This window comes from Pseudomonas sp. P8_229 (assembly GCF_034008635.1).
Lineage (GTDB): Bacteria > Pseudomonadota > Gammaproteobacteria > Pseudomonadales > Pseudomonadaceae > Aquipseudomonas.
In genome coordinates this window covers 1,826,875-1,851,823 of the sequence record NZ_CP125378.1, presented here as the reverse complement: position 1 = coordinate 1,851,823, position 24,949 = coordinate 1,826,875, and the positions used below count along the sequence as shown (strand labels likewise).

Below are 24,949 nucleotides of genomic sequence, written 5' to 3'. Positions count from 1 at the left end.
GCTGGCTATAGTCCGCTCAAGGATTTTTAAGAACGGGGCACACGCACAACACGGGGCGATGCAACTTTGGAGTGACGTCGGGCGGCTACTGGCTCCCGGTCTTCCAGGCGTTTTTAAAAGTACTCACTGCCATAACAATAATGCACATGGAGTAGCGTCGATGACATCAGTAAACCAGTTCTGGCGCCGGGCTAAACTGCCTCTGGCCGTCAGTCTTGCCTCTACGCTCGCCGGGCCCGCATTCGGCGTCAGTTTCAACGTCGGTGAAATCGAAGGTCAGTTCGACTCCTCGCTCTCCCTGGGCATGAGTATTTCGACTCAGCAGCCGAACAAGGATCTTATTGGTGTCAACAACGGCGGCAAGGGCCTGTCCCAGACTTCCGACAACGGTCACCTGAACTTCAAGAGCGGCCAGGCCTTCTCGAAGATCTTCAAGGGTATCCATGATCTCGAACTGAAATACGGTGACACCGGGGTCTTCGTCCGGGGCAAATACTGGTACGACTTCGCGCTGCAGAACCAGGACCTGGAATACAAGGACGTCAGCAACCACAACCGTGATGTCGCGGCGCGTTCTTCCGGCGGGCAGATCCTCGACGCCTTCGTTTACCACAACTACTCGATTGCCGATGAGCCAGGTTCGGTGCGTCTGGGCAAGCAGGTGGTGAACTGGGGTGAAAGTACCTTCATCGGCGGCGGCATCAACTCGATCAACCCGATCGACGTTTCCGCGTTCCGCCGTCCGGGTGCCGAGATCAAGGAAGGCCTGATCCCGGTCAACATGTTCTACGTGTCCCAGAGCATCACCGAAAACCTCTCGGCCGAAGGTTTCTACCAGATCGACTGGCAGAAAACCGTGACCGACAACTGCGGCACGTTCTTCTCGCAGCCGGACATCGTGACCACCGGTTGCGACGACAACCTGCGAGTCCTGAACAAGCGTTCGACGATTCCGGGCATCGCGCTCGGCCCGTTGGCTAACGCTGGCGTCGACGTCAACGATGAAGGTGTGCTGGTGCGCCGTTCGCCTAACCGCAACGCGCGTGACAGCGGGCAGTGGGGCGTGTCTGCCAAGTACATGTTCGACCCGCTGGCCACCGAGTTCGGTGCCTACTTCATGAACTACCACAGCCGTGCGCCGATCTTCAGCGCCACCGGTGCGCCGCAGTCGATCTATAACGGCGTCAAGGCGTTGCCAGGGCCGTTCCAGGCGCTGGGGCCGCTGGTGGTCGCGGGCAACTCGGAATACTTCATCGAATACCCTGAAGACATTCGCCTGTACGGTCTGAGCTTCTCCACCACCCTGCCTACCGGTACGGCGTGGAGCGGTGAGGTCAGCTACCGGCCGAATGCGCCGGTGCAGTTGAACTCCACCGACATCCTGTTCGCCGGCGTGCGGCCGCTGGGTGGCGCGTTGACCAATGCGTCGATCCTCAACGGTGTGCCGGGCCAGGACCTGCACGGCTACAACCGCAAAGAGATCACCCAACTGCAAACCACCCTGACGCACTTCTTCGATCAGGTGATGGGTGCCAACCGTCTGACCCTGGTAGGTGAAGTCGGTGTGACCCACGTCGGTGGCCTGGAAAGCAAATCCGAAGCCCGTTACGGCCGCGACCCAGTGTTCGGTCCGGGTGAGTTGCCATCGACCGGCGGCCTCAACACCTGCTCGCAGATCCTCAACACCTCCACCATCAACGGTGCCGGGCCGGGGGCTTCGCGCGATAACGTTTCCAGCAACTGCAACAACGACGGTTTCACCACGGCCACCTCGTGGGGCTATCGCGCTCGCGCCATCTGGGATTACAGCGACGTGTTCGCCGGTGTGAACCTCAAGCCGAACGTAGCCTGGTCGCACGACGTGAAAGGCTACTCGCCAGGCCCTGGCGGCAACTTCGAGGAAGGTCGCAAAGCGATCAGCCTCGGTCTGGATGCCGAATACCAGAACACCTACACCGCGAGTCTGGCCTACACCAACTTCTTTGGTGGCGACTACAGCACAGTGGATGATCGCGACTTCGTTGCCCTCAGCGTTGGCGTGAACTTCTAAGCAGAGTTTTTTCAGGACGAACATACATATGAAAATAACAAAGAGTCTGTTCCACGCCGGTGTTCTGGGATTGTCGTTGCTGGCGACCAGCGTCATGGCGGCCGTTCCCGCCGCCGAAGCCGACAAGCTGGGCAAGAGCCTGACCCCGATGGGCGCCGAAATGGCCGGTAACGCCGACGGCTCGATCCCGGCCTGGAAACCGCTGCCGAAAAATGCCGGCACGGTCGACAGCAAGGGCTTCCTGTCCGATCCGTTTGGCAGTGAAAAACCGCTGTTCACCATCACTGCGCAGAACGTCGACCAGTACAAGGACAAGCTCGCTCCGGGCCAGTACGCGATGTTCAAGCGTTATCCGGACACTTTCAAAATGCCGGTCTACCCGTCCCATCGCGGTTCGACCGTGCCGGATGGCGTGTTCGCCGCCATCAAGAAAAACGCCACCACCACCAATCTGGTCGCTGGCGGCAACGGTCTGGAAAACTTCGACACGGCTGTGCCGTTCCCGATTCCGAAAAGCGGTCTGGAAGTGATCTGGAACCACATCACCCGCTATCGCGGGGGCAGCGTGACCCGTCTGGTGACCCAGGCGACCCCGCAAACCAACGGCTCGTTCAGCCTGGTGTATTTCCAGGACCAGTTCGTGTTCCGCGACAAGATGAAGGACTACGATCCGGCCAACCCGGGCAACATCCTGTTCTACTTCAAGCAGAAAGTGACCGCGCCGGCCCGCCTGGCCGGTACCGTGCTGCTGGTGCACGAAACCCTCGACCAGGTGAAGGAGCCGCGCAAGGCGTGGGTCTACGCGACCGGTCAGCGTCGCGTGCGCCAGGCACCGCAAGTGTCCTATGACGGTCCGGGTACTGCCGCGGACGGTTTGCGTACCTCCGACAACCTGGACATGTACAACGGTGCGCCGGATCGCTATGACTGGAAGCTTGAAGGCAAGAAAGAAATCTACATTGCCTCCAACAGCTACAAGATCGATTCGCCGACCCTCAAGTACACCGACATCATCAAGGCCGGCCATATCAACCAGGACCTGACCCGCTACGAGCTGCGTCGCGTCTGGCACGTGGTGGCAACCCTGAAACCGGGTCAGCGTCACATCTACGCCAAACGTGACTTCTACATCGACGAAGACACCTGGCAGGCAGCGGTCATCGACCATTACGACGGTCGCGGTCAGCTGTGGCGTGTGGCCGAGGCGCATGCCGAGGACTACTACGACAAGCAGGTTCCGTGGTACGCGCTGGAAGCCCTGTATGACCTGCAATCGGGCCGCTACCTGGCACTGGGCATGAAGAACGAAGAGAAATCGGCGTATGACTTCGGCTTCTCTGCCACCAAAAGCGAATTCCAGCCGGGCAACCTGGGCCAGGACGGTATCCGCTAAGCTTTGACCCGAGGCCGCATCCTCGAAAAAACGCCCCGACTGGTTCGGGGCGTTTTTTTTGCGTAGCGATTTTGTAGCCATTTGTAGCAACAACTTCATATGCACGCCGTTTAAGGCTAGTCTGCGGACATCTGCCACGCCGCCAACAGCCATTCAAACAAGAGCCGGCCATGACTGATCTGTCCCCGCTTCCGGATCCTGCAAGCGCTGCCGTCGCGACACTGGACGGGCGTTTTTTTCGCCCGCCACTGCCCGACGGTTACGTTTTGCGACCGCGTCTGTGTGAACGCCTGAGCGCCGGGCTCGGTGGACGTCTGTTGCTGGTCTGCGCGCCTGCAGGGTTCGGCAAGAGTTCGCTGGCGGTGGAATTTTGTCAGAGCCTGCCGGCGCACTGGCAAAGCCTGTGGCTGGGATTGAGCCCACGGGATAACGATCCGGGGCGCTTTCTCGAGCGGTTGCTGGAAGGGCTGCAGGATTACTTTCCGGATCTGGGCAGTCGCGCGCTTGGCCTGCTGAAAATGCGCCAGCGCCATCAGCCCTTTGCCTTCGAAGAGTGGCTCGACGGCTTGCTCGATGAGTTGGCCCTGCAACTGCAACCGACGGCGCCGCTGTTGCTGGTGCTCGACGATTACCATCTCGCCCAAGGCCCGGTACTCGACCGTTGCCTGCAGTTCTTCCTCAATCATCTGCCCGATGGCTTGCTGGTCATGGTCACCAGTCGTCAGCGCCCGGATTGGCATCTGGCGCGTCTGCGCCTGTCGCGGCAACTGCTGGAACTGCACGAGCAGGATCTGCGACTGACCCATGACGAAGCCCTGGCCCTGCTTGATCGGCATAGCACGTCGCTGCGGGGTGAGGCTCTGGAAAACCTCATTCAGCGCAGCGAAGGTTGGGTGGCCGGGCTGCGGTTCTGGTTGCTGGCGGCATCCGAAGCCGGCAACGAGACCGCATTGCCGCAAGCGCTGAACGGCGGGGAAGGGCTGATTCGCGACTACCTGCTCGAAGAAGTCATCGATTGCCTGCCTGTCGAGGTGCAAGCGTTTCTCTACGACACCGCCCCTCAGGAGCGCTTTTGCAGCGAACTGTGCGACGCGGTACGTGAAGCCCACGACAGCGGCGAAATCCTGCGGTTTCTGTTGGCTCATCAAGTGTTTCTGGTGCCGCTGGACGAGCACGGGCACTGGTATCGCTATCACCATCTGTTTTCCGATCTGCTGCGCAGCCGGCCCATCGCTCGCGCGATAGTGCCGGCCGCCACGCTGCACTTGCGTGCCTGCCGCTGGTTCAATGCGCAGGGCCTGCTCGATGAGGCGGTCGAACAGGCGTTACGTGCCGGCCATCTGGATGTGGCGGCGAATCTGGTGCAGAACCTGTCCGAGGAACAGCTGCTCGCCGAGCAGAACGTCGGCATGTTGTTGCGCTGGAAGATGGACTTGCCCGACAGTCTGCTGATCAGTACGCCGCGCTTGATCGTGCTCTATAGCTGGGCGTTGGGGCTGGCCTGTCAGCTGGATGCCGCTGAAGAGCTGGCCAGTCATTTGAGTCGTTTCCTGCCGGCGCCTTCGGCCTCTGCGCAGAAGTCGATGCTTGCACAATGGCTGGCGCTCAGCGGGATCATCGCCCGTGGGCGTGGTCATCGTGAATTGACTCAACGCTATTGCAGCGAAGCGCTGGAAAGCCTGCCGGTGAAACGTTACGGGCAACGCCTGATGTGCTTGTCGACCCTGTCCAATCTGGCAATCGCCGACGGCGACCTGTGGCGCGCCCGGGGTTTGAACCGTGAGTCCCTCGAGCTGGCGCAGCGGGTTGGCAATCCGTTGTTCGAAGCCTTGGCGCATTATGACCGGGCGCGGGTGTTGCAGGCTCGTGGCGAGATACTGCGTGCGCTGGATGAAGTGCATCAGGGCCTGGAACGGTTGCGTGGACTGTCCCCGCAACGTCTGTATGCGGTGCGTGCGCGGCTGACGCTGTACGAAGGTTTTCTGTTGTCCATGCGCCTGCAACCCCAGCAGGCCCGGACTCGATTGCTGAGCGGTGTGGCCGAAGCGCGGGCCTGTCGTGATATCAGCGTGTTGATCGGCCACTGCGTGATCGCTCGTCTGGACGGCAGCTCAGGCGAGTTTGCCAAGGCCTTTGCCGAACTCGCCGAAGCCGAGCGCCTGATGCATATCTGGGATGTGCCACCGATCTACTATCTGGCGATGATCACCCTGGTCAAATGCGAACTGTGGCTGATGCAGGGCCGTACCGATCTGGCCGAGGCCTGGCTGGCGCGTCTTGGTCAGACCTATACCGGCGAGCGTGCAGCGGCGCCACCGGAATTTCATCCTCAGTTGCCATTGCATGTCGAACTGCAGCAAGCGCTGCTCGATGTGATTCAAGGGCAGCCGATGCTCGCCGAAGGGCGGTTGAATGTGCTGTTGGAAAACGGTCAACAAACCGGTCGACAGTTGCTGTGTGTAATGGCGCTGGCGCAAAAGGTCGCCTTGTTGCTGGGCACAGGCCGCGAACCGGAAGCACGCAAGGCCTTGAGTCAGGCACTGGAAGCGGCGGCTGGTGGCGTGATGCAGCCGTTTGACGCACTGATCAGAGAACATCCGGACTGGTTGCGCAGCCAATTGCATGCTTCGCCGGCACTGGCAGGACAACCGTTACTGGCGCATTTTCCGCTGGTGGCGACTCGGCCAGTGGTCGAGTCCACCGCAGCCGAACAACTCAGCAGCCGAGAGCTGGCGGTGCTGCGTTTGATTGCCCAGGGCTGTTCCAATCAGGAAATTAGCGAACAGCTGTTCATTTCACTGCACACCGTGAAAACCCATGCCAGCCATATCAACAGCAAGCTGGGCGTTGAGCGGCGTACTCAAGCCGTGGCCCGGGCCAAGGCCCTCGGAGTCCTGAGCTAGGCATAAAGCATCGACAAAAAAACGCCCCGAGCCAGTCGGGGCGTTTTTTATCTATTTCTTCGCAAGTCCGCTTTTCCGTCAGGCCAACAAATCATTGGCGCTGAAGCTGTTGACGCCAACCAGTTGAATTTCAAAATCGGCCCCGCTGTTGCCGCTGACATTCCCTGACAGAACGTGATCAACGAAGCGCAACTGCCCGGCTCCCGAAAACTCATTCGAACCAATGAATGTAAAACCATTGAGACCATTCTGAAGCAAGTTCGCGTCGATGAGTTTCAAGTCGATTTTGTCGCCTTGCAGGCTGTTGAAGTCGGTAATGACATCGCGGCTGGAATCTTTGCCCATATCATTGAGGGCGCTGAACCTGAAAATGTCCGCGCCTGCTCCGCCCGTAAAAGTGTCCGTACCGAGACCGCCATCCAGAGTGTTGTTGCTGCTGTTGCCAATCAGTGTGTTGTTGGACGCATTGCCAATGAGATTGAACTGACCGGCGCCGAGCAGGGTGACGTTCTCGAAGTTCAGCAGGTTGCTGGTGCTCAGGTCGACCGTGTTGGTCTGCGCCGTGGAAGTGTAGGTGATGTAAATGGTGTCGGTGCCCTCGTTGGCCAATTCCTTGACCAGCGCCAGCTCACCGATTTGATCGACCAGGTAGGCGTCGTTGCCCTTGCCGCCGATCAGGGTGTCGAGCCCCCCCTGGCCGCTGAGTTCGTTGTTGCCATCGTTGCCGATGATCACGTTATCGAGGGCGTTGCCGTAACCGGCGAGGTTGCCGGTGCCGGTCAGCGTGAGGTTTTCCAGATTGGCGCCCAGCACCCAGTTGACCGAGGAGCGCACGGTGTCGATTTCGTTGGCGAGGGTACTGGTTTCGACGATCACGTCACTCGAGTTGTCGACGATGTAGGTGTCGTTGCCGGTGCCACCGATCAGGGTGTCGGCGCCTGCACGACCATCAAGCAAGTCGTCGCCGGCACCACCGTTGAGGGTGTTGGCGTCGGCGTTGCCCAGCAGGGTGTTGTTCAGGTCGTTGCCGATGATATTGAACTGGCCGGCGCCGAGCAGGGTGACGTTCTCGAAGTTCTGCAGGTTGCTGGTGCTCAGGTCGACGGTGTTGGTCTGCGCCGTGGCAGCGTAGGTGACATAAAGGGTGTCGGTACCCTCGTTGGCCAGTTCCTTGACCAGCGCCAGCTCACCGATTTGATCGACCAGGTAGGCGTCGTCGCCCTTACCGCCGATCAGGGTGTCGAGCCCCCCCTGGCCGCTGAGTTCGTTGTTGCCATCGTTACCGATGATCACGTTGTCCAGGGCGTTGCCATAACCGGCGATATTGCCGGTGCCGGTCAGCGTGAGGTTTTCCAGGTTGGCGCCCAGTACCCAGTTGATCGAAGAACGCACGGTGTCGATTTCGCTGGCGAGGGTGCTGGTTTCGACGATCACGTCGCCCGAGTTGTCGACGATGTAGGTGTCGTTGCCGGCTCCGCCGATCATGCGGTCGATACCGGCACCACCGTCGAGGACATTGTCGCCGCTGTTGCCGGTAAGGGTGTTGTTGGAGGCGTTGCCGATTACGTTGAACTGACCGGCGCCGAGCAGGGTGACGTTCTCGAAGTTCAGCAGGTTGCTGGTGCTCAGGTCGACCGTGTTGGTCTGCGCCGTGGAAGTGTAGGTGATGTAAATGGTGTCGGTGCCCTCGTTGGCCAATTCCTTGACCAGCGCCAGCTCACCGATTTGATCGACCAGGTAGGCGTCGTTGCCCTTGCCGCCGATCAGGGTGTCGAGCCCCCCCTGGCCGCTGAGTTCGTTGTTGCCATCGTTGCCGATGATCACGTTATCGAGGGCGTTGCCGTAACCGGCGAGGTTGCCGGTGCCGGTCAGCGTGAGGTTTTCCAGATTGGCGCCCAGCACCCAGTTGACCGAGGAGCGCACGGTGTCGATTTCGTTGGCGAGGGTGCTGGTTTCGACGATCACGTCGCCCGAGTTGTCGACGATATAGGTGTCGTTGCCGGTGCCACCGATCATGCGGTCGATACCGGTGCCGCCGTCGAGGATATTGTCACCGCTGTTGCCGGTGATGACATTGTTTCGCTCATTGCCTGTGCCGTTGATGTTTGCGGTACCCAGCAGTGTGAGATTTTCCAGGTTGGTGCCCAGGAAATAGCTCAATGTCGACATCACAGTGTCTATTTCGTCAAGCGAGGCACTGGTTTCAACAATCACGTCGCCAGCATTGTCGACGTAGTAGGTATCGTTGCCCGCGCCACCTTTCATGGTGTCGGCGCCGGCACCACCGTTGAGGGTGTTGGCGTCGGCGTTGCCCAGCAGGGTGTTGTTCAGGTCGTTGCCGATGATATTGAACTGGCCGGCGCCGAGCAGGGTGACGTTCTCGAAGTTCTGCAGGTTGCTGGTGCTCAGGTCGACGGTGTTGGTCTGCGCCGTGGCAGCGTAGGTGACATAAAGGGTGTCGGTACCCTCGTTGGCCAGTTCCTTGACCAGCGCCAGCTCACCGATTTGATCGACCAGGTAGGCGTCGTCGCCCTTACCGCCGATCAGGGTGTCGAGCCCCCCCTGGCCGCTGAGTTCGTTGTTGCCATCGTTGCCGATGATCACGTTGTCCAGGGCGTTGCCATAACCGGCGATATTGCCGGTGCCGGTCAGCGTGAGGTTTTCCAGGTTGGCGCCCAGTACCCAGTTGATCGAAGAACGCACGGTGTCGATTTCGCTGGCGAGGGTGCTGGTTTCGACGATCACGTCGCCCGAGTTGTCGACGATGTAGGTGTCGTTGCCGGCTCCGCCGATCATGCGGTCGATACCGGCACCACCGTCGAGGATATTGTCGCCGCTGTTGCCGGTAAGGGTGTTGTTGGAGGCGTTGCCGATTACGTTGAACTGACCGGCGCCGAGCAGGGTGACGTTCTCGAAGTTCAGCAGGTTGCTGGTGCTCAGGTCGACCGTGTTGGTCTGCGCCGTGGAAGTGTAGGTGATGTAAATGGTGTCGGTGCCCTCGTTGGCCAATTCCTTGACCAGCGCCAGCTCACCGATTTGATCGACCAGGTAGGCGTCGTTGCCCTTGCCGCCGATCAGGGTGTCGAGCCCCCCCTGGCCGCTGAGTTCGTTGTTGCCATCGTTGCCGATGATCACGTTATCGAGGGCGTTGCCGTAACCGGCGAGGTTGCCGGTGCCGGTCAGCGTGAGGTTTTCCAGATTGGCGCCCAGCACCCAGTTGACCGAGGAGCGCACGGTGTCGATTTCGTTGGCGAGGGTACTGGTTTCGACGATCACGTCACTCGAGTTGTCGACGATGTAGGTGTCGTTGCCGGTGCCACCGATCAGGGTGTCGGCGCCTGCACGACCATCAAGCAAGTCGTCGCCGGCACCACCGTTGAGGGTGTTGGCGTCGGCGTTGCCCAGCAGGGTGTTGTTCAGGTCGTTGCCGATGATATTGAACTGGCCGGCGCCGAGCAGGGTGACGTTCTCGAAGTTCTGCAGGTTGCTGGTGCTCAGGTCGACGGTGTTGGTCTGCGCCGTGGCAGCGTAGGTGACATAAAGGGTGTCGGTACCCTCGTTGGCCAGTTCCTTGACCAGCGCCAGCTCACCGATTTGATCGACCAGGTAGGCGTCGTCGCCCTTACCGCCGATCAGGGTGTCGAGCCCCCCCTGGCCGCTGAGTTCGTTGTTGCCATCGTTGCCGATGATCACGTTGTCCAGGGCGTTGCCATAACCGGCGATATTGCCGGTGCCGGTCAGCGTGAGGTTTTCCAGGTTGGCGCCCAGTACCCAGTTGATCGAAGAACGCACGGTGTCGATTTCGCTGGCGAGGGTGCTGGTTTCGACGATCACGTCGCCCGAGTTGTCGACGATGTAGGTGTCGTTGCCGGCTCCGCCGATCATGCGGTCGATACCGGCACCACCGTCGAGGATATTGTCGCCGCTGTTGCCGGTGAGCGTGTTGTTCAGCTCATTGCCTGTGGCGTTGATATTGCCACCGTAGAGAAGCGTGAGGTTCTCCACATTTGCGCCCAGGGTGTAGCTGATGGCGGCGTTGACGAGGTCTATTTCCGACGCCGAGGTACCGCGCTCGATAACCACGTCACCGATGTTGTCGACGTAATAAGTGTCATTCCCGGCGCCGCCGTCCATGGTGTCGGCGCCCTCAATACCATTGAGAACATTGTTCAGCGCGTTGCCTGTCAGCGTGTCGTTGAATACCGAGCCAATGGCGTTTTCGATCTTGGCGCCAAAAGCAATCGCTAGGCCGTCATTGATCTGGGTGTTGTTGTTCAAATCGGTGAATGCTTTGCCGATCGTGCTGTAGGTGCCTTCATTGAGGTTGATATCGACAAATGTCAGTTGATTGCTGCCATCAATGGTGTCGTTACCACCTGCGTCCCAGATTGTTTCAAAAACCGACTGGTTGGCATCCCACTTGTAGGAGTTGTCGCCGGTTTGCCAGAGCATGTTTGCACCATACAGACTCTGCATCGCAATGATGTCCAGCACCATTGGTGTTGTCGGCTGATAGGAATAGTTGCTGTTGTAGCTCATCACTGTGAAATGAACGTCGTCCAGTGATGGGTCCAGCAGCGTCTTGTTGGTGGCGCTGGTATCGAAGGGGTGCTTGAGGCCTAACGCATGGCCAATTTCATGCACGAACGTCATGTAATCGTAAGTGCCCTTGCCTGGATTCGGGTCGCTGGTTTCTGTGCCGACCCAGACGTCACCGGCGGCAGGAAGGTTGTCAGGAAAGTAAGCCCATGCTGCGGTTTTGTTGTCCATCAACCGATAGCCACCAAAACGCAAGTCGCCAACATTGTTGATGTTGTCGCTGGTCAGCGTGAACGTCAGGTTGGCGACGGCACTCCATGCACCCAGTGCACTGGTGATCGCAGTTTTTTGCGCGGACGTCAGTTCATACAGCGCGTTATATTCGTTTTTCGGACTGTAGTTAGTGGCGAAATACGAGGTTCCTGGAGCCATGAAGCTATAGCTCAGACTGGTCGTCCCACCCAATGGCCAAGTGGAGCCCAGCCAGTATTTACCGGCAATCAGGCTGTCGACGACAGCACTGCCAGTCAGTGAGGCGGGGAACGCGAAGGAGAACGTAATAGGCGTAGGCATGGGGGAATTTCCTGAGTGCGCTGCGGCCCTTCCTGAATGCGACCGCTACAAAAAAATGCGATTTTGCACCAGAACCAGATTGTTTGACATCATTGGGCCACTATTTTCTGATTGGTGGCGTCAAATTCTGACCGGGCGATCTGTATCGGCTTGTGAAGTAGAATTCTGAAACAAGCCCCACTACCGTTCGTCCAGGATTTCCCATGACTGCTCCCAGCCCTGCGCTCGCGCTCATTCGCGAGACCTTCCCCGTCGGCCCGCTCCAGTGCAACTGCACGATCATCGGCGACCCGATCAGCAAAAAAGCCATCGTCGTCGACCCGGGCGGCAATCCCGACCTGATCATGGCGCGCCTCGATGCCCACGGCCTGAAAGTCGTCAGTATCATCCACACCCATGCGCATCTTGATCACTTTCTCGCCTCCGGGCAGATGAAAGAAAAAACCGGCGCGACCCTGCATCTGCACAAAGAGGATCAATTCCTGTGGGACAACCTCGAGATGCAATGCCAGATGTTCGGCGTGCCTTACACCCCGGTGCCGTCGCCGGATCGCTGGTTGAGCGACGATGAAGAACTGGCCTGCGGCTGCGGTGTGGCGCTGCATACGCCGGGACATACACCCGGTTCCATGAGTTTTTGGTTTTCCGAGGCTAAGCTGTTGATTGCCGGCGACACGCTGTTTCGTCGCGGCGTAGGACGCACGGATTTGTGGGGCGGCGATCAGGCGACCATCGTGCGATCGATCAAGCAGCGGCTGTACACCCTGGACGAAGACGCAACAGTGATCACCGGGCATGGCCCGGACACGCGTCTTGGGGATGAAATGCGCGAAAACCCGTTCGTGCGCGCCTAAACATTTTGTCACGAGTGTGCGGCGGAATTTTTCGGCATTGTCATGATCCAACGCCCGCAAAGGTCTATTGCCTAGGGCCGCTGCCACACAGAATGCGAAAAAACCAGGAGCTCTTCATGTTCACCACGCCTCGTTTGATTATTGTTGCTACCGCTGTGGCCATGTTGGCCGGCTGCGCCTCACCTAACCCGTATGACAATCAGGGGCAGGCCGACGGTGGCTCGCAAGGCATGAGCAAAACCGCCAAGTACGGCGGTCTCGGCGCTTTGGCCGGTGCCCTGGCGGGTGCTGCCATCGACCACAACAACCGTGGCAAGGGTGCCTTGATCGGCGCGGCGGTGGTGGGTGCTTCGGCCGCCGGTTACGGTTACTACGCCGACCAGCAAGAGAAAAAACTGCGCGCCAGCATGGCCAACACCGGGGTTGAAGTGCAGCGTCAGGGCGATCAGATCAAACTGATCATGCCGGGCAACATCACCTTCGCCACCGATTCGGCGAACATCGCGCCAAGCTTCTATCAGCCACTGAACAACCTGGCGAATTCGCTGAAAGAGTTCAATCAGAACCAGATCGAAATCGTCGGTTACACCGACAGCACCGGCGCCCGCCAGCACAACATGGACCTGTCCCAGCGTCGTGCGCAGAGCGTGGCAACCTACCTGACTTCGCAAGGTGTCAGCGGTGCCAACCTCTCGGCCCGTGGCGCTGGTCCGGATAACCCGATTGCCAGCAACGGTGACGTCAATGGCCGTGCGCAGAACCGCCGCGTTGAAGTCAACCTGAAGGCGATTCCGGGTCAGCAGTATGGTGGTCAGCAGCAACAGCCGGGTACGGTTCAGCAGTATCCGTAACTGAATGCCTGAATGAAGAAATGCCCGGTCCTGGTGATCGGGCATTTTTTTGTGTGGCCCGTGCCGGCCCCTTCGCGAGCAAGCTCGCTCCCACAGGTGGTGATGGTGTACACAAAATTTGTGTTCCACGCCTGACCCTGTGGGATCGAGCTTGCTCGCGAAGGGGGCATAACAATCAGCCACAAATCATCGGACACAAAAAAGCCCCCGGACACATCACTGTCCGGGGGCTTTTTGTTTGCAGCGAAGGCTGACTACTTCTGCAAACCGCTGATTACTTCTTCAAGCCATAGTGCTCATCGAGCATGCCCGGTGAGTTCGGGGTTTTCGGTGCGTAGTCGCGTGGCGGCTCCTGATCGCGCGGCGGCGTCAGGCGTTCGCGCGGTGCCTGTGCGGCATCGGCGTGCAAAGCGGCGATCAGGCGTTGACGGGTCTGCTCGTCCAGGGCCAGGCGGTTGGCGCCCTCGGCGAGATGATCCTGTACTTCCTGATAGCTCTGGGTCAGCTTCTTGACCAGCATCGCAGTGCTGTTGAAGTGGGTGACCACCTCGTTCTGATAGCTGTCGAAACGCTCCTGGATATCATCCAGTTGACGCTGCGTACGGCTCGGCGCGGCATTCGGTGCGACGCGAGCGATCAGGAATCCAATGGCGACACCCACAACCAGGGCAAGAGTCGGTAACAACCAAACTAAGAGCGAGTGTTCCACGAGTCCTTCCTCTATAAACGGCTTTGCTTTACGTTAACGGCTCGAACCTGCGCTGTATACCGCGATTCACTCGCAATAGATTGGCACAGACAATTTGCTAGACGAGTCGACCCGATTCGAGGTCACGGAGTTCCTTCCTTGCTGATGCGTGAAACCCCTGTAGTGATTGCCGGCCCAGTCGGCCAGATTGAAGCGCTGTACCTGGATAATGAGCAGCCACGCGGCGTCGCGTTGATCTGCCATCCCAACCCGGTGCAGGGCGGCACCATGCTCAACAAGGTCGTCTCGACCCTGCAGCGCACCGCACGTGACGCGGGTCTGATTACCTTGCGCTTCAACTATCGCGGCGTCGGCGCCAGCGAAGGCTCCCACGACATGGGCAGCGGTGAAGTCGACGACGCTCAGGCCGCCGCCGCATGGCTGCGCGAGAAACACCCGGATCTGCCGCTGACCCTGTTCGGTTTCTCCTTTGGCGGATTTGTTGCAGCAAGTCTCGGCGGTCGTCTCGAAGCCCAAGGCGTGCAGCTCAAGCACCTGTTCATGGTCGCGCCGGCGGTGATGCGCCTGGGCGATCAGGATCAACTGCCGCAGCAGGGCGAACTCACCGTGATCCAGCCGGAAACCGACGAAGTGATCGATCCGCAACTGGTCTACGACTGGTCGGAACAACTCCAGCGCCCCCATGAGCTGCTGAAAGTGGCAGAATGCGGACACTTTTTTCATGGCAAGCTGACCGATCTCAAGGATCTGCTCCTGCCGCGTCTCTCGAATTGATTGCAGTCTGACAAGCGATTACCCATGACGAACCGTACCCGTATCCTCACCGGCATCACCACTACCGGCACGCCGCACCTGGGCAACTACGCCGGCGCCATCCGCCCGGCGATCCTTGCCAGCCGCGACAGCAATGCCGATTCGTTCTACTTCCTGGCCGACTACCACGCCCTGATCAAATGCGATGACCCGCTGCGCATCCAGCGCTCGCGTCTGGAAATCGCCGCGACCTGGCTGGCCGGTGGCCTGGATGTCGACCGCGTGACGTTCTACCGTCAGTCCGACATCCCGGAAATCCCTGAGCTGACCTGGCTGCTGACTTGCGTCGCGGCCAAGGGCCTGCTCAACCGCGCGCACGCCTACAAGGCCTCGGTGGACAAGAACGTCGAGACCGGTGAAGACCCGGATGCGGGCATCACCATGGGCCTCTACAGCTACCCGGTGCTGATGGCGGCGGACATCCTGATGTTCAACGCACACAAGGTGCCGGTCGGTCGTGACCAGATCCAGCACGTGGAAATGGCGCGTGACATCGGTCAGCGCTTCAATCACCTGTTCGGCCAGGGCAAAGAGTTCTTCACCATGCCCGAAGCGCTGATCGAGGAAAGCGTGGCGACATTGCCAGGCCTCGACGGGCGCAAGATGTCGAAAAGCTACGACAACACCATTCCGTTGTTTTCCAGCGCCAAAGAGATGAAGGACGCGATCTCCCGTATCGTCACCGACTCCAAAGCGCCGGGCGAAGCGAAAGATCCGGACAACTCGCACCTGTTCACCTTGTTCCAGGCGTTCGCCACGCCTGCGCAGGCTGACGAGTTCCGCAGCGAACTGCTCGGTGGCCTGGGTTGGGGCGAGGCGAAGAATCGTCTGTTCCAGCTGCTGGACAACGACCTCGGCGAAGCGCGCGACAAGTATCACCAGTTGATCGAGCGCCCGGCAGACCTGGAAGACATCCTGCAAATCGGCGCGAAGAAGGCCCGTTCTGTGGCGACGCCGTTCCTCAATGAATTGCGTGAAGCGGTTGGCCTGCGTTCTTTCGTCAATCAGGTGCAAGTCGCTGCAACCACCAAAAAGAAAGCCGCGAAAGCCGCGCGTTTCGTCAGCTTCCGCGAAGACGACGGCAGCTTCCGTTTCCGTCTGCTGGCGGCCGATGGCGAGCAACTGCTGCTGTCGCGCAACTTCGCCGACGGCAAAACCGCAGGCCAGGTGACCAAGCAACTGCAATCCGGTCAGGCGCTGGACATCCGCAATCAAGACCTGAGCTTCAGTGTCTGGCTGCAAGGCGAGTGCGTCGGCGACAGCCCGGCCTTCGCCGATGCCGCTGCACGTGATGCGGCCATCGAGGCCCTGCGCGTTGCGCTGACCCCGGTTCAGGACTAATCCACGGCGCGGCCCGACCAAGGGCTGATTGCCATTCCTACGGGCCGTCGCTACAGTGACGGCCCGTTTTTGTTGCCTTGCTAACGAATTATGACGCCCCTAGAACGATACCAAGCTGATCTGAAACGCCCGGACTTCTTTCACGACGCCGCGCAGGAAACTGCTGTGCGTCATTTGCAGCGCCTGTACGAAGATCTGATCGCCGCTGACCAGAACAAGCCGGGCCTGCTGAGCAAGCTGTTCGGCAAGAAGGATCAGACGCCGGTCAAGGGTCTGTATTTCTGGGGCGGTGTGGGCCGCGGCAAGACTTACCTGGTCGACACCTTCTTCGAAGCGCTGCCGTTCAAGGAAAAGACCCGTACCCACTTCCACCGCTTCATGAAGCGTGTGCACGAAGAGATGAAAACCCTTGGCGGCGAGAAAAACCCGCTGACCATCATCGCCAAGCGCTTTGCGACTGAATCGCGGGTGATCTGCTTCGATGAATTCTTCGTCTCCGACATCACCGACGCGATGATCCTCGGCACGCTGATGGAAGAACTGTTCAAGAACGGCGTGACCCTGGTCGCGACCTCGAACATCGTCCCGGACGGCCTGTACAAGGACGGCCTGCAGCGTGCACGCTTCTTGCCGGCCATCGCGCTAATCAAGCAGAACACCGAAATCGTCAACGTCGACAGCGGCGTCGACTACCGTCTGCGTCACCTCGAACAGGCGGAGCTGTTCCACTATCCGCTGGACGAAGCGGCTCACGAAAGCCTGCGCAAGAGCTTCCGTGCGCTGACGCCAGAGTGCACTGCAGCGGTCGAGAACGATGTGCTGATGATCGAGAACCGCGAAATCCGCGCCTTGCGCACCTGCGATGACGTGGCCTGGTTCGATTTCCGCGAACTGTGCGACGGCCCACGCAGCCAGAACGACTACATCGAACTGGGCAAGATCTTCCACGCCGTGCTGCTCAGCGGCGTCGAGCAGATGAGTGTCACCACCGACGACATCGCCCGGCGCTTCATCAACATGGTCGACGAGTTCTACGACCGTAACGTCAAGCTGATCATTTCTGCCGAAGTCGAGTTGAAAGACCTGTACACCGGCGGACGCCTGACGTTCGAATTCCAGCGTACGCTGAGCCGTCTGCTGGAGATGCAATCGCACGAATTCCTGTCCAGGGCGCACAAGCCTTAAACAGATTCGGCGAATAAACAGGGCCTGCAATTACAGGCCCTTTTTTTATCTCGAATTCACCGGCCCGCGCACACTGATCGTTCCCACGCTCCGCGTGGGAATGCATACCGTGACGCTCTGCGTCACATTCCGGGGCGGACGCAGAGCGTCCATTGGCAGCATTCCCACGCAGAGCGTGGGAACGATCATCGGGGGGGAGGGTTAAGCTGCCTGCTGAAACTGCTGCCGATACTGGTTCGGCGACAATTCAGTGTGCTGGCGGAACAGCCGCGCAAAGAAGCTCGCGTCGTCGTAGCCGACCTCATAACTGATGGTCTTGATGCTCTTGCGGCTGCCGGACAACAAGCCTTTGGCGGTCTCGATACGCAGGCGTTGCAGGTAATGCAGCGGCTTGTCGCCGGTGGCGGTCTGGAAGCGGCGCATGAAGTTGCGGATGCTCATGCCATGCTCGCGAGCCACGTCTTCGAAGCGGAACTTGTCTGCGAAGTGCTCTTCGAGCCAGTGCTGGATCTGCAGGATGATCACGTCCTGATGCAGCTTCTGGCCGCCGAAACCGATACGCCCCGGCGAATAGCTGCGCTGCACTTCATAAAGAATGTCGCGGGCCACGGCTTGCGCCACGTTGGCCCCGCAGAAGCGTTCGATCAGGTAGATATAGAGATCGCACGCCGACGTCGTGCCGCCGGCGCAATACAGGTTGTCGGCGTCGGTCAGGTGTTTGTCCTGATTGAGGTAAACCTTCGGGAAACGCTCGGCGAACGCATTGAAGAAACGCCAGTAGGTGGTCGCTTCCTTGCCGTTGAGCAACCCGGCCTCGGCCAGCCAGAACACTCCGGTGGCTTCGCCGCAGAGCACGGCGCCACGGGCGTGTTGTTCGCGCAACCACGGCAGAATCTGTGGATAACGACCGCAAAGCGTTTCGAAGTCGTCCCAGAATGCCGGGAGGACGATGACATCGGCGTTTTCCAGGCCGCCGTCCACCGGCATCACCACGTCACTGAAACTGTTTACCGGTTTGCCATCGGGGCTGACCAGGCGCGTTTCGAACGCCGGTGTCAGGCCGTGGCCCAGTTGTTTGCCGTAACGCAGACTGGCCAGATGGAAGAAATCCTTGGCCTGCATGAGAGTGGATGCGAAAACCCGGTCGATTGCCAGGATGCTGACGCGCCGCAAGGGCGTGGAGACTTGCTTGGACATAATTCAACTTTTGTTTTGTTTTTATAAGGGAAAGTGGTCACCAGACGGCTGGATCGTCTTATTTTTTGTCGGATGTGTCCAGTGTCCTGTATCGGAGGTGGGGCTTAGTCTCTGAAGGTCATATCCATTCAACAAGAAAGAAAGGTGCCGCATGATCCCCAGAACCTTGTTCAGCTCCGAGCACGAATTGTTCCGTGACAGCGTACGAACCTTCCTTGAAAAAGAGGCCGTGCCGTTCCATGCGCAATGGGAGAAACAGGGCCACATCGACCGCAAGCTGTGGAACAAGGCAGGGGAGGCGGGGATGCTCTGCTCGCATCTGCCGGAAGAATACGGCGGCCTGGGCGCGGACTTTCTGTACAGCGCGGTGGTGATCGAGGAGGTCGGTCGTCTCGGGTTGACCGGTATCGGTTTCTCACTGCATTCGGACATCGTCGCGCCGTATATCCTGCATTACGGCAGCGAGGCGCTGAAGCACAAGTACCTGCCGAAACTGGTCTCGGGCGAGATGGTCAGTGCCATCGCCATGACCGAGCCGGGCGCCGGCTCCGACCTGCAAGGGGTCAAGACCACCGCAGTGCTGGACGGCGACGAGTACGTGATCAACGGCTCCAAGACATTCATCACCAACGGCTTTCTGGCTGACCTGGTCATCGTCGTCGCCAAGACTGATCCGAAGGCCGGCGCCAAGGGCACCAGTCTGTTTGTGGTGGAGGCGAATACGCCGGGCTTCGAGAAGGGCAAGCGTCTGGAGAAGGTCGGAATGAAGGCCCAGGACACGTCGGAATTGTTCTTCCAGGACGTGCGCGTACCGAAGGAAAACCTCTTGGGGCAGGCCGGGGCAGGGTTTACCTACTTGATGCAGGAACTGCCGCAGGAGCGTCTGACCGTGGCGATCGGTGGTCTGGCCTCAGCCGAAGCTGCGCTGAAATGGACGCTTGATTACACCCGTGATCGCAAGGCGTTCGGCAAGGCGATCGCCGACTTCCAGAACACGCGCTTCAAACTGGCGGAGATGGCCACCGAGATTCAGATCGGCCGGGTCTTCGTCGACCGCTGCCTGGAGCTGCACCTGCAGGGCAAGCTCGACGTGCCGACGGCGGCGATGGCTAAATACTGGGGCACCGACCTGCAATGCAAGGTGCTCGACGAGTGCGTGCAGTTGCACGGCGGCTACGGATTCATGTGGGAATACCCGGTGGCCCGGGCGTGGGCGGATGCGCGTGTGCAGCGGATCTATGCCGGCACCAATGAAATCATGAAGGAGATCATTGCGCGGTCGCTCTGATCTTCGTTTCCACGCTCTGCGTGGGAATGTCGCCGGGGACGCTCCGCGTTCCGCTGTTGAGGCGATCCGACTGGCCTCTTCGCGAGCAGGCTCGCTCCCACAATGGATCGCTGTACCTGTGGGTGCGAGCCTGCTCGCGAAGCTTTTAGCGGTCGATCAAGGCGCCGGATTCGGATGATCCTTGTGAATAGCCTCGATCCCTTCCAGCACTTCATCGGAAAGCTTCAGATCGAAACTGGCAATGTTGGTGTCCAGTTGCTCAAGCGTCGTCGCACCAATGATGTTGCTGGTGACGAACGGTTGCCGGGTCACGAACGCCAGCGCCATTTGCGCCGGATCCAGACCGTGTTCGCGGGCCAGTGCAACGTAACGACTGCACGCTGCTTCCGACTGCGCGTTGAAATAGCGGCTGAAGCGGCTGTAGAGGCTCAGGCGACCTTTCGGCGGACGGGCGCCACCTTCGTACTTGCCTGACAGGAAACCGAACGCCAGTGGTGAATAGGCCAGCAGGCCGCATTGTTCGCGGATGGCGATCTCCGCCAGACCGATCTCGAAGCTGCGGTTGAGCAGGTTGTACGGGTTCTGGATCGACACCGCACGCGGCCAGCCACGGGCCTCGGCCAGGGCGAGGAAGCGCATGGTGCCCCACGGGGTTTCGTTGGACAGGCCGATGTGGCGGATCTTGCCGGCCTTCACTTGCTCGTCGAGCGCTTCGAGGGTGTCTTCGAGCGGGGTCAGGTTGGCTTCGATCTTGTGTTTGTAGCCCAGTTGTCCGAAAAAGTTGGTGCTGCGCTCCGGCCAGTGCAGTTGATAGAGATCGATGTAGTCGGTCTGCAAGCGCTTGAGGCTGGCATCCACCGCTTCGGTGATGTGCTGGCGATTGTGGCGCAGGTTTTTGTCGCGGATGTAGTCGATGGTGTTGCCTGGGCCGGCGATCTTGCTGGCGAGGATCCAGTCGGCGCGGTCGCCGCGACTCTTGAAGTAGTTGCCGATGTAGCGCTCGGTAGTGGCGTAGGTTTCGGCTTTTGGCGGCACCGGGTACATCTCGGCGGTGTCGATGAAGTTGATCCCGGCTTCTTTTGCGTGTTCGATCTGGGCGAAGGCTTCAGCTTCAGTGTTTTGCTCGCCCCAGGTCATGGTGCCGAGGCAGATTGCGCTCACGTTCAGGTCGGTACGGCCTAGCTGGCGATAGTCCATCGGGTGCTCCTTGGGCAAAACAATCATAAAAGCAGGTTGAAATATTTTTCGCAATCTGCATAATTGCCGACCTCTTTCTGCAGTGGAAGTGATGCGCCGCCGCCGAAGAATCTTGCCGTTGAACGGACGCGCCGACCCGAGCCCCCGAAAGCGTCTGTATCCGGCTGCCTTTGACTTGTCAAAGTACGCACTATTCAGTAAGATCCGCCGTCTAATTTACAGGGCGGCCCCTGAGGCTATAAAGAATGAAAACTTTTACTGCTAAACCGGAAACAGTAAAGCGCGACTGGTTTGTCGTCGACGCTGCTGGTCAGACCCTGGGTCGTCTGGCCACCGAAATCGCGAGCCGTCTGCGTGGCAAGCACAAGCCTGAGTACACTCCTCACGTTGACACCGGCGACTACATCGTCGTAATCAACGCTGAGCAGATTCGTGTTACCGGTGCTAAAACCACTGACAAAATGTACTACTCCCACTCCGGTTTCCCGGGCGGCATCAAGTCGATCAACTTTGAAAAGCTGATCGCTAAAGCCCCTGAGCGCGTGATCGAGACCGCGGTTAAAGGCATGCTGCCTAAAAACCCACTGGGTCGCGACATGTACCGTAAGCTGAAAGTCTATGCGGGCGCTGCACACCCACATACTGCTCAGCAGCCCCAAGAACTGAAGTTTTAACGGAATAGTACATTATGTCGGCGACTCAAAATTACGGCACTGGCCGTCGCAAGACCGCAACCGCACGCGTTTTCCTGCGTCCGGGTACTGGTAATATCTCCATCAACAACCGTTCGCTGGATAACTTCTTCGGCCGCGAAACTGCCCGCATGGTAGTTCGTCAGCCGCTGGAGCTGACCGAGACTGTCGAGAAATTCGACATCTACGTCACCGTGATCGGCGGTGGTGTAAGTGGTCAAGCTGGCGCAATCCGCCACGGCATCACTCGCGCTCTGATGGACTACGACGAAACCCTGCGTAGCGCTCTGCGCAAAGCTGGCTTCGTTACCCGCGACGCCCGTGAAGTTGAACGTAAGAAAGTTGGTCTGCGTAAAGCGCGTAAGCGTCCGCAGTACTCGAAGCGTTAATTCGTTTCCACGTTCAAAAAAGAACGCCCGATTCCTCACGGAACCGGGCGTTTTTTTATGCCTGCGATTTATTAAAGAATTGCGCTGTGACAACTTGCCACATTCGTAGACCCCCTATACTACAAGGCTTGAGGGTGGGAGCTCCGGGTAATTCCCTTGTCAGAATTGGGGCTTTTCATTACCATCTCGGCAAAATTTTTATAAGTAACATTGATTTATTTAGTAGATGCCTGATTTAACAGGTCACAAAGCTGATGGGAGAGGACTGAATGAGCAATGACGGCGTGAATGCAGGCCGGCGTCGCTTCTTGGTAGCAGCCACATCCGTGGTGGGTGCTGCAGGAGCGGTGGGGGCTGCGGTCCCGTTCGTGGGGTCATGGTTTCCCAGTGCCAAGGCGAAAGCCGCTGGTGCACCGGTGAAAGTGAATGTCAGCAAGATCGAGCCAGGACAGCAGATGATTGCCGAGTGGCGCGGTCAGCCGGTGTTCATTGTCCGCCGTACTGCGGAAATCCTGGGGAATCTCAAGAAGATCGAGGGCCAGCTCTCCGATCCGACTTCCAAAAACTCCACGCAACCTACCTATGTCGACCCTGAAGTGCGTTCGATCAAGCCGGAAATTCTGCTGCTGATCGGCATTTGCACACACCTGGGTTGCTCACCAACCTTCCGTCCCGAAGTGGCGCCTGCGGATCTGGGTAAAGACTGGGTCGGTGGCTATTTCTGCCCTTGCCACGGTTCCCACTACGATCTGGCTGGCCGCGTCTACAAGTCGCAACCTGCGCCTTTGAATCTGCCAGTTCCCCCGCATTCCTATGAGACCGATGACCTGATTGTCATTGGCGTCGATACGGAGAAAGCGTGATGAGCAAGTTCATGGATTGGGTTGATGCGCGCTTCCCCGCGACCAAAATGTGGGAAGACCATCTCAGCAAGTATTACGCTCCAAAAAACTTCAACTTCTTCTACTTCTTCGGCTCCCTGGCGCTGCTGGTGCTGGTCAACCAGATCGTCACCGGTGTCTGGCTGACGATGAGCTACACGCCGTCGGCAGAAGAGGCGTTTGCCTCCGTTGAATACATCATGCGCGACGTCGAGTACGGCTCGATCCTGCGTCTGCTGCACTCGACCGGCGCTTCGGCGTTCTTCATCGTGGTCTATCTGCACATGTTCCGTGGCCTGCTCTACGGTTCGTATCAGAAGCCTCGTGAGCTGGTGTGGGTCTTCGGCATGCTGATCTACCTGGCACTGATGGCTGAAGCGTTCATGGGTTACCTGCTGCCGTGGGGCCAGATGTCCTACTGGGGTGCCCAGGTAATCATCTCGCTGTTCGGTGCGATTCCGGTCATCGGTAACGACCTGACCCAGTGGATTCGTGGTGACTACCTGATCTCCGGGATCACCCTGAACCGCTTCTTCGCCCTGCACGTTGTCGCGCTACCGATCGTGATTCTCGGTCTGGTGGTGCTGCACATTCTGGCGCTGCATGAAGTCGGCTCGAACAACCCTGACGGCGTCGACATCAAGAAGCACAAAGACGAAAACGGTATTCCGCTGGACGGCATTGCCTTCCACCCGTACTACACCGTGAAAGACATCGTCGGCGTGGTGGTGTTCCTGTTTATCTTCTGCTTTATCGTGTTCTTCTTCCCGGAAATGGGCGGCTACTTCCTCGAAAAACCAAATTTCGAGCAGGCCAATCCGTTCAAGACGCCTGAGCATATTGCACCGGTCTGGTACTTCACGCCGTTCTACGCGATCTTGCGTGCCATTCCGGACAAACTCATGGGCGTTATCGCCATGGGCGCCTCGATTGCCTTGCTGTTCGTGCTGCCATGGCTTGACCGCAGTCCGGTCAAATCGATGCGCTACAAGGGCTGGATGAGCAAAATCTGGCTGGTGGTGTTCTGCATCGCGTTCGTGATCCTCGGCATTCTGGGCGTACTGGCCCCGACGCCGGAGCGCACGCTGGTGTCGCAGATCTGCACCTTCCTGTACTTCGCCTACTTCATTCTGATGCCGTTCTACACCAGGCTCGAGAAGACCAAACCGGTTCCGGAAAGGGTGACTGGCTGATGAAAAAGTTATTTTTTGCTCTGATTTTTGCTGCTTTGCCTGTGCTGTCTTTCGCCGCCGAACACGGTGGCCCAGAGCTGGAAAAAGTCGACATCGATGTGTCCGACAAAGCTGCCCTGCAAGATGGTGCGCGTACCTTTGCCAACTATTGCATGGGTTGCCACAGTGCCAAGTTCCAGCGTTACGAGCGGGTTGCCGATGACCTCGGCATTCCACACGAAATGATGCTCGAGAAACTGGTGTTCACCGGTGCCAAGATCGGCGACCACATGAACATCGGCATGCAGCCGGCGGACGCCAAGACCTGGTTCGGCGCTGCGCCGCCGGATCTGACTCTGGTCGCTCGCGTACGTGGCACTGACTGGCTTTACGGTTATCTGCGCTCGTTCTACGAAGATCCTGCACGTCCATGGGGCGTGAATAACAAGGTCTTCCCGAACGTCGGCATGCCTAACGTGCTGGTCGGTCTGCAAGGTCGCCAGGTGGTTGGTTGCAAACAGGTACAGATCGTCGAAGACGGCAAGAAGCAATATGATCCACTGACCGGTACGCCGCTGACCCATGAAGCGTGCGATCAGTTGACCATCGTGCCGAAAACCGGTGCTCTGAACGAAGAGCAGTTCGATGAGAAGGTCAAGAATCTGGTAACCTTCCTGGCTTACTCGGCTAACCCGGTTAAGCTGCAACATCAGCGCATCGGTACTTATGTCTTGCTGTACCTGGCGTTCTTCTTTGTGTTCGCCTACCTGCTCAAGCGTGAATACTGGAAAGACGTGCACTGATACGCTTCAAGCATTGCTGTTAATCGCGCGCGCCCAAGGGCGCCTCCGATAACGCAGCGTCTGGTCAGCCAGGCGTTGCGGGAGGCACCCTCTGGGCGCGCGCGTTTTTCCGGTTCCGA

General features: G+C 58.9%; 18 protein-coding genes. 14 read left to right on the top strand and 4 right to left on the bottom strand.

Annotated features, from left to right (window positions below; genetic code table 11):
• Positions 1-160: 160 nt before the first annotated feature.
• The 3 genes from QMK55_RS08275 (at position 161) to QMK55_RS08265 (ending at position 6,346) form a co-directional block, all read left to right on the top strand.
• Complete coding sequence (locus QMK55_RS08275) at positions 161-2,050, top strand: DUF1302 domain-containing protein (protein WP_102356573.1); 1,890 nt, start codon at positions 161-163, stop codon at positions 2,048-2,050.
• A 28-nt stretch (positions 2,051-2,078) separates the two neighbouring features.
• On the top strand, positions 2,079-3,443 hold the full coding sequence (locus QMK55_RS08270) for a DUF1329 domain-containing protein (RefSeq protein ID WP_102356574.1): 1,365 nt from the start codon (positions 2,079-2,081) through the stop codon (positions 3,441-3,443).
• A 170-nt stretch (positions 3,444-3,613) separates the two neighbouring features.
• Positions 3,614-6,346 carry a LuxR C-terminal-related transcriptional regulator gene (locus QMK55_RS08265; protein ID WP_320329021.1) on the top strand — a complete coding sequence of 911 codons (2,733 nt, stop codon included), beginning with the start codon at positions 3,614-3,616 and terminating at the stop codon, positions 6,344-6,346.
• Between the two features lie 78 nt (positions 6,347-6,424).
• On the opposite strand, the gene QMK55_RS08260 is transcribed toward QMK55_RS08265, so the two are convergent.
• Complete coding sequence (locus tag QMK55_RS08260) at positions 6,425-11,458, bottom strand: matrixin family metalloprotease (protein ID WP_320329020.1); 5,034 nt, start codon at positions 11,456-11,458, stop codon at positions 6,425-6,427.
• 203 nt (positions 11,459-11,661) lie between these two features.
• On the opposite strand from QMK55_RS08260, the gene QMK55_RS08255 reads away from it, so the two are divergent.
• Positions 11,662-12,312: an MBL fold metallo-hydrolase gene (locus QMK55_RS08255; RefSeq protein ID WP_320329019.1), complete on the top strand. Its 651-nt coding sequence runs from the start codon at positions 11,662-11,664 to the stop codon at positions 12,310-12,312.
• A 116-nt stretch (positions 12,313-12,428) separates the two neighbouring features.
• Entirely contained in the window at positions 12,429-13,163 is a 735-nt protein-coding gene (locus QMK55_RS08250) for an OmpA family protein (RefSeq protein ID WP_102356578.1), read from the top strand.
• Positions 13,164-13,437: 274 nt separating this feature from the next.
• On the opposite strand, the gene QMK55_RS08245 is transcribed toward QMK55_RS08250, so the two are convergent.
• Entirely contained in the window at positions 13,438-13,872 is a 435-nt protein-coding gene (locus QMK55_RS08245; RefSeq protein ID WP_064392879.1) for a YhcB family protein, read from the bottom strand.
• A gap of 144 nt (positions 13,873-14,016) precedes the next feature.
• On the opposite strand from QMK55_RS08245, the gene QMK55_RS08240 reads away from it, so the two are divergent.
• The 3 genes from QMK55_RS08240 (at position 14,017) to zapE (ending at position 17,211) form a co-directional block, all read left to right on the top strand.
• Positions 14,017-14,646, top strand: a complete 630-nt coding sequence (locus tag QMK55_RS08240) for an alpha/beta hydrolase (protein WP_320329018.1) — start codon at positions 14,017-14,019, stop codon at positions 14,644-14,646.
• A gap of 24 nt (positions 14,647-14,670) precedes the next feature.
• Positions 14,671-16,026 (top strand): tryptophan--tRNA ligase, encoded by a 1,356-nt coding sequence (locus QMK55_RS08235; protein WP_320329017.1) that lies wholly within the window; start codon positions 14,671-14,673, stop codon positions 16,024-16,026.
• A gap of 90 nt (positions 16,027-16,116) precedes the next feature.
• On the top strand, positions 16,117-17,211 hold the full coding sequence (gene zapE / locus QMK55_RS08230; protein ID WP_102356580.1) for a cell division protein ZapE: 1,095 nt from the start codon (positions 16,117-16,119) through the stop codon (positions 17,209-17,211).
• Positions 17,212-17,412: 201 nt separating this feature from the next.
• Here zapE and QMK55_RS08225 read toward each other — a convergent pair whose 3' ends face one another.
• Positions 17,413-18,309 carry a GlxA family transcriptional regulator gene (locus tag QMK55_RS08225; RefSeq protein WP_178082134.1) on the bottom strand — a complete coding sequence of 299 codons (897 nt, stop codon included), beginning with the start codon at positions 18,307-18,309 and terminating at the stop codon, positions 17,413-17,415.
• A gap of 250 nt (positions 18,310-18,559) precedes the next feature.
• Between QMK55_RS08225 and QMK55_RS08220 the strand changes: the two genes are divergently transcribed.
• Entirely contained in the window at positions 18,560-19,696 is a 1,137-nt protein-coding gene (locus QMK55_RS08220) for an acyl-CoA dehydrogenase family protein (protein ID WP_102356582.1), read from the top strand.
• A 156-nt stretch (positions 19,697-19,852) separates the two neighbouring features.
• Here QMK55_RS08220 and QMK55_RS08215 read toward each other — a convergent pair whose 3' ends face one another.
• The gene (locus tag QMK55_RS08215) at positions 19,853-20,893 is read right to left on the bottom strand and encodes an NADP(H)-dependent aldo-keto reductase (protein ID WP_102356584.1); all 1,041 of its coding nucleotides are present in this window, start codon (positions 20,891-20,893) and stop codon (positions 19,853-19,855) included.
• Positions 20,894-21,138: 245 nt separating this feature from the next.
• Here QMK55_RS08215 and rplM point away from each other — a divergent pair, with 245 nt between their 5' ends.
• From rplM to QMK55_RS08190, 5 genes are all read left to right on the top strand, one after another.
• Positions 21,139-21,567 carry a 50S ribosomal protein L13 gene (rplM, locus tag QMK55_RS08210; protein WP_007917032.1) on the top strand — a complete coding sequence of 143 codons (429 nt, stop codon included), beginning with the start codon at positions 21,139-21,141 and terminating at the stop codon, positions 21,565-21,567.
• Positions 21,568-21,581: 14 nt separating this feature from the next.
• Positions 21,582-21,974 carry a 30S ribosomal protein S9 gene (gene rpsI, locus QMK55_RS08205; protein ID WP_003228056.1) on the top strand — a complete coding sequence of 131 codons (393 nt, stop codon included), beginning with the start codon at positions 21,582-21,584 and terminating at the stop codon, positions 21,972-21,974.
• A 269-nt stretch (positions 21,975-22,243) separates the two neighbouring features.
• Positions 22,244-22,837 (top strand): ubiquinol-cytochrome c reductase iron-sulfur subunit, encoded by a 594-nt coding sequence (gene petA / locus QMK55_RS08200; protein WP_003228055.1) that lies wholly within the window; start codon positions 22,244-22,246, stop codon positions 22,835-22,837.
• A complete protein-coding gene (locus QMK55_RS08195) occupies positions 22,837-24,048 on the top strand; it encodes a cytochrome b (protein ID WP_025109300.1) in 1,212 nt (403 codons plus the stop codon). Before petA ends, QMK55_RS08195 begins: the two co-directional genes overlap by 1 nt.
• Positions 24,048-24,830: a cytochrome c1 gene (locus tag QMK55_RS08190; RefSeq protein WP_064589123.1), complete on the top strand. Its 783-nt coding sequence runs from the start codon at positions 24,048-24,050 to the stop codon at positions 24,828-24,830. The genes QMK55_RS08195 and QMK55_RS08190 overlap by 1 nt, the downstream gene beginning before the upstream one ends.
• Positions 24,831-24,949 lie beyond the last annotated feature (119 nt).

What these genes read in the sequence shown, in the direction of transcription:
- QMK55_RS08275 (WP_102356573.1), top strand. Translation starts at nt 161, where the DNA reads ATGACATCAGTAAACCAGTTCTGGCGCCGGGCTAAACTGCCTCTGGCC.
- QMK55_RS08265 (WP_320329021.1), top strand. Translation starts at nt 3,614, where the DNA reads ATGACTGATCTGTCCCCGCTTCCGGATCCTGCAAGCGCTGCCGTCGCG.
- QMK55_RS08240 (WP_320329018.1), top strand. Translation starts at nt 14,017, where the DNA reads ATGCGTGAAACCCCTGTAGTGATTGCCGGCCCAGTCGGCCAGATTGAA.
- QMK55_RS08235 (WP_320329017.1), top strand. Translation starts at nt 14,671, where the DNA reads ATGACGAACCGTACCCGTATCCTCACCGGCATCACCACTACCGGCACG.
- QMK55_RS08220 (WP_102356582.1), top strand. Translation starts at nt 18,560, where the DNA reads ATGATCCCCAGAACCTTGTTCAGCTCCGAGCACGAATTGTTCCGTGAC.
- QMK55_RS08215 (WP_102356584.1), bottom strand. Translation starts at nt 20,893, where the DNA reads ATGGACTATCGCCAGCTAGGCCGTACCGACCTGAACGTGAGCGCAATC.
- QMK55_RS08195 (WP_025109300.1), top strand. Translation starts at nt 22,837, where the DNA reads ATGAGCAAGTTCATGGATTGGGTTGATGCGCGCTTCCCCGCGACCAAA.
- QMK55_RS08255 (WP_320329019.1), top strand. Translation starts at nt 11,662, where the DNA reads ATGACTGCTCCCAGCCCTGCGCTCGCGCTCATTCGCGAGACCTTCCCC.
- QMK55_RS08190 (WP_064589123.1), top strand. Translation starts at nt 24,048, where the DNA reads ATGAAAAAGTTATTTTTTGCTCTGATTTTTGCTGCTTTGCCTGTGCTG.
- zapE (WP_102356580.1), top strand. Translation starts at nt 16,117, where the DNA reads ATGACGCCCCTAGAACGATACCAAGCTGATCTGAAACGCCCGGACTTC.
- rplM (WP_007917032.1), top strand. Translation starts at nt 21,139, where the DNA reads ATGAAAACTTTTACTGCTAAACCGGAAACAGTAAAGCGCGACTGGTTT.
- petA (WP_003228055.1), top strand. Translation starts at nt 22,244, where the DNA reads ATGAGCAATGACGGCGTGAATGCAGGCCGGCGTCGCTTCTTGGTAGCA.
- rpsI (WP_003228056.1), top strand. Translation starts at nt 21,582, where the DNA reads ATGTCGGCGACTCAAAATTACGGCACTGGCCGTCGCAAGACCGCAACC.
- QMK55_RS08270 (WP_102356574.1), top strand. Translation starts at nt 2,079, where the DNA reads ATGAAAATAACAAAGAGTCTGTTCCACGCCGGTGTTCTGGGATTGTCG.
- QMK55_RS08250 (WP_102356578.1), top strand. Translation starts at nt 12,429, where the DNA reads ATGTTCACCACGCCTCGTTTGATTATTGTTGCTACCGCTGTGGCCATG.
- QMK55_RS08260 (WP_320329020.1), bottom strand. Translation starts at nt 11,458, where the DNA reads ATGCCTACGCCTATTACGTTCTCCTTCGCGTTCCCCGCCTCACTGACT.